The organism is Hymenobacter sp. AT01-02 (assembly GCF_000961955.2).
Taxonomy (GTDB): domain Bacteria; phylum Bacteroidota; class Bacteroidia; order Cytophagales; family Hymenobacteraceae; genus Hymenobacter; species Hymenobacter mucosus.
In genome coordinates this window covers 1-3,890 of record NZ_JZIR02000061.1, presented here as the reverse complement: position 1 = coordinate 3,890, position 3,890 = coordinate 1, and the positions used below count along the sequence as shown (strand labels likewise).

At 53.5% G+C, this 3,890-nt stretch carries 4 protein-coding genes; all 4 read right to left on the bottom strand.

The annotated features are described in order from the left end of the window. Positions 1–202 precede the first annotated feature (202 nt). Positions 203–772, bottom strand: coding sequence for a replication/maintenance protein RepL (locus tag VI25_RS16930; RefSeq protein ID WP_072144847.1), 570 nt, complete (start codon positions 770–772; stop codon positions 203–205). A 237-nt stretch (positions 773–1,009) separates the two neighbouring features. Beyond that, positions 1,010–2,299: a MobV family relaxase gene (mobV, locus tag VI25_RS16925; protein WP_055562680.1), complete on the bottom strand. Its 1,290-nt coding sequence runs from the start codon at positions 2,297–2,299 to the stop codon at positions 1,010–1,012. 418 nt (positions 2,300–2,717) lie between these two features. Then, entirely contained in the window at positions 2,718–3,080 is a 363-nt protein-coding gene (locus VI25_RS16920) for a VOC family protein (protein WP_152981675.1), read from the bottom strand. A 349-nt stretch (positions 3,081–3,429) separates the two neighbouring features. Continuing rightward, complete coding sequence (locus VI25_RS16915) at positions 3,430–3,846, bottom strand: hypothetical protein (RefSeq protein WP_045690364.1); 417 nt, start codon at positions 3,844–3,846, stop codon at positions 3,430–3,432. Positions 3,847–3,890: the final 44 nt, after the last annotated feature.

The following is a 3,890-nucleotide window of genomic DNA, read 5'->3' as shown; positions in this document are numbered from 1 at the left end:
CTCTGCCCCCAAACCCCCGAGGTAAAAAAGGCATAAGGCTAAGCCGCCTGCTCATTCCCTGCACCGGCACGAGGATACCAACACCAACCTCGTTTTAGGTCCTGCTCCTCGGCGGTGTCGAGCACTGGCGGGCCGGCGACGTGGGGCGGGTACTTCAGCTCGTCCGGGAGCTGAGCGTATTCTTCAGCGCTGAGCATGAGGGCTAACCTATGTTAAATGGGGGAATGGCATCAAATACCGACAATTGCTGTGGGTCGCCCTGCTTTAATTTCTTCTTTTTGACGTAGCTGCGCACAAAACTTACTCGGTCCCCATTGAACATTATCATGGGGTTGATGAAGTACACATTCTCGTTGTAGCCCCTGGCAAGGATTTTTGCTTCTATCAGGCTGGCGAGCGCGGCGTAAATGGGCTTGATGCTCTTGTACTGGGTGTATTCCATGCACTCATCGATGAAGAATTCCAGCTTGTCAGATTTGGGCTTCATCTTCTGCATGATGTACCCAAAAACCCTAATAGCAGGCTTGGAAAGCTCCCAAAAGCTCTCGAATTGGCTTAAATAGAGCTTGGTGAATTTTTCCTCGTCCACCTCTATCTCCCGAATGAACATAGTATGGCCCAAAATCTCGCCTGTCTTGGGGTCGAATGCTTGCAGCATTGCGCTCTCACCAGTGCGAGTTGCGGTCTTGTACTTGCGAGAAATTTGCACCTCATCTAATGCCTTATCTAAGAAGGGATTAGTTCTGTTTCGTTCAAAATCGGAAAGTTTCACTTTACAAAAGAGGGCTAAAAAGGAAAAAATGATTTCCCTCAAAGGTAAAAATCACTTTCCAAATAAGCACTAAAAACGGAAAGTTTCACTTTCTTTTTAGTGCTTATTTATGCCAAGTGAAACTTTCTAAGGTGGAAAGTCCAGCTTTCCAGTATGGAAAGTGATTAGTATTAGTAATCAAGTAGTTAGACAGGGCTACTTCTTAAGTTCTTAAATTGAGGGTATTTCGGCCTCGAATTACATGCCGATTCCACCCCCTCGGCCTTGGCCTTTGCTCTGCTTCAACGCCTGCTGGGCCGTGCGCTCGATGGCGGCCGTAAGCTGCGGGCCAATAAACTGGCCGTTTGGCTGAATTTCGGCGGTTTTGAATCTCGCTCCGGTCTGCTCGTGGACCAGTATTGTGCCCTTGCTCTGTTCGTCGCGCTCGGCCTGGTAGCCTGCTGCCTTTAGTTTGGCCTGGAAGTCAGCCGCATCCTTCACCGGCTTGGCTAGGGTCTGTTCTAGCATGGTCACGAGCGCCTGGCGCGTTTCCTCGCGCACTTGCTGCCCGTATTGCTTCAAATCGGGCAAATCGGCCCCCTGGGCGTACTGCACGGCCGTACGGTCGTAGTCGCGGGAAAGAATTACTTCCTCCTGCTGCGCGGTCTGCAAGGCCCCAAAATGGCCCTGTTTTAGCCCCTCTGACGTGCTCAACTGTTTTTGGAGCACTCTCACCTGCTCCACTGCGGCCGTGTTCGCCTGGGCCAGCTTGGCGACCTCAGCGAGTTGCGCCCGCGCGGCCTGGGCTTGGCGGGCCAGCTCGGCGTTAATCCGTGCTTCCTCGCTGGCTTTCCACTCGTCCCGCCCGAGTAGGGGTGGGTCGGTGAGCTGGAATGCCGGCGCCGGCGCGGCGGGCCTGGTCAGCTCCGCCACACGCTGCGCGTGCTGGGCCTCCAACCCGTACAGCCGCTGCATGGGGTCGTGCTTGGCCTGGCTGTGCTCGATGCCGCGTTCAAACCCGTGTGGGGCCATTGCCTGGGCGTACTCGGTTTGCAGCTGACGCAAGCTCTTGGGGTTGAATAGCTGGTCGGCCGACAAGGTGTTTTTGTCTGTGATGGGGGCCAGCACCGCGTGAATGTGCGGGGTCTTCTCGTCCTGGTGCAGCGTGAACGAAACGATGTTCTTGGCCCCGAACTGCTCCTTCAAAAAATTCAAATTGTCCTGCGCCCATTTGCTTTTGGAATAGTCGGCCGCTCGCCCGTCCTGGCCACGAACAAACCCCTCCGGGCTGCCGGTCAGAATCACCTCCATCCCGCGCACGGAATCCGACCGGACACGCTTCACCCCGGCTTCCTGGATGCGAGCTTCCAAAAGGCTCCAGTAGTCTTTTTTCTCATGGTTGATATACTCCCGGTTCGGGTGGGGGGCCTCCTTGTCGGCGTTGCCTATCGAGTGGGGGTGCTGCTCCTGGCGGTAGTTGTGGCCGGTGGCCGACAGGGCGTGCGCCTGGGTTTTGATTTTGGCAACTCGGATGACAGCGTAGGGCATGGGGCAGTGGGGAAAGGGGTTCCGACATTGCCGGTAGGGGGGTTCCGGCAAATTGTCGGAAGGGTGAGCAGGCGGCTTAGCCTCATGCCTTTTTACCTCGGGGGAGCAGGGGGCAGCGCCCCCAGGGGAACGAGCTGCCCCGCAGGGACCACGGTTTGAACTTGGGGAAGGGGCGCGCAGCAGGCCCCTTCCCCAAGTTCAAACCATAGTGGGTTATGGCTTTGTTTTTTCTGCCGGTCTAAGTTACGGATTTTTGCCCTACCTTAGCCGGGCTTACCCGAAGCGGACTTGTTTGGTAGAGGTATCAAGCAGGAAGGAATACGGTAGGTGCTATTAACGCCTGAAAGCCCCGGTCAGCAGTGTTGAAGGTTCGCCCTCTACTGCTCGGCCGGGGCTTTTTCTATTTCCCTTTTGTTCCCTACTGCCCCTTACGAGTGAGGTTAGTTTGGTCGGTGAGCATAAGCAAATTGCCAGAAGGGTCCTGAAATGAGGCGGTCTCTCCGTCATCATATCCATGAACCATCCCCAATATTTCTCCGGTGTTCAGGCCCAATTGGTCGAGCCTTTTGCGGGCTTCATCAATGGAGGATATTGATAGGCCCAACGGCCCTTTATTCCCACTCGGGCTCAATACAAGCGAGCTGCCGCCTAGCTGGTAGCGAAACCCGTAATCTTCCTCGGAGGGCGAAATGCCTAAGAGCGCGGTGTACCACTTATTAGCGGTGGGCAGGTCTTTGGCAAAAATATGCTGAGCTGATTCCATTAGTGAAGGTGTTGGCATAGTGCAAAAAAGCAAAAGGTAACAAAAACTTAATATTAGAATTTCAAAGCTGCCCTATTTAAGAGTAGCAGCCTACTAACGGGGTCAGGTTTCCACCTGTTCTCGTCCTCGCCGGGGGGCTGTGTTGCTTCCTGGGTAGGGAGGGACCGGGCATAACCTAATACATATGGAAAATACGTACCCTTTTATGAGTAAGAAGTTGAAAAAGAAGGCAGTGGGCGTCCTCGTGGACAGTCTGCCCTACATTTTCGCTCTCGCGGCCACCATCGCAGAGCACTACTGGGGCAAATAACCACCCAGCCAAAAAATCAGGCCCGCCGATTTCACATCGGCGGGCTTTTTTGTGCCTTTAATACGGTCTGCTCCGCACTTCTACGACGCGCATCTGCATGGCCACATTGTTGTCGTCCTCCATGTGGGTGAAGAAAGCAATCTGTTTTTCACCCTGGACAGTTCTGAATATCCAACTAGCGTTGACCGTGCCCTGATTAGCTGTGTACTCGACATGCTCTTTGCCTTTCCATTCAGTTTTGGTGATAGTGAAAATCAAAGTGTTGTCGGGACTAGTCCAGATGATATTATTCCCCCGTTTGACTACCCGGCAGGGCGAATGGTCTATCTCACCATTGGCTAAGTTTTTTACTGCATCAACGTCGTAGATTAATTCAGTACGAGGTTTGGCCTGCGCTTTTTTCGGTTGCGTCTTTTTCTGGGCGAAGGCCTGAAAAGAGGCCATAAGCATGATTAGGAGGAGAATTTTCTTCATGTAGAAGTGGTATGATTATGAAAAGTATGGCAATGTAATGGGGG

Coding starts and splice junctions, on each gene's coding strand:
- mobV (WP_055562680.1), bottom strand. CDS start 2,299: ATGCCCTACGCTGTCATCCGAGTTGCCAAAATCAAAACCCAGGCGCAC.
- VI25_RS16920 (WP_152981675.1), bottom strand. CDS start 3,080: ATGCCAACACCTTCACTAATGGAATCAGCTCAGCATATTTTTGCCAAA.
- VI25_RS16915 (WP_045690364.1), bottom strand. CDS start 3,846: ATGAAGAAAATTCTCCTCCTAATCATGCTTATGGCCTCTTTTCAGGCC.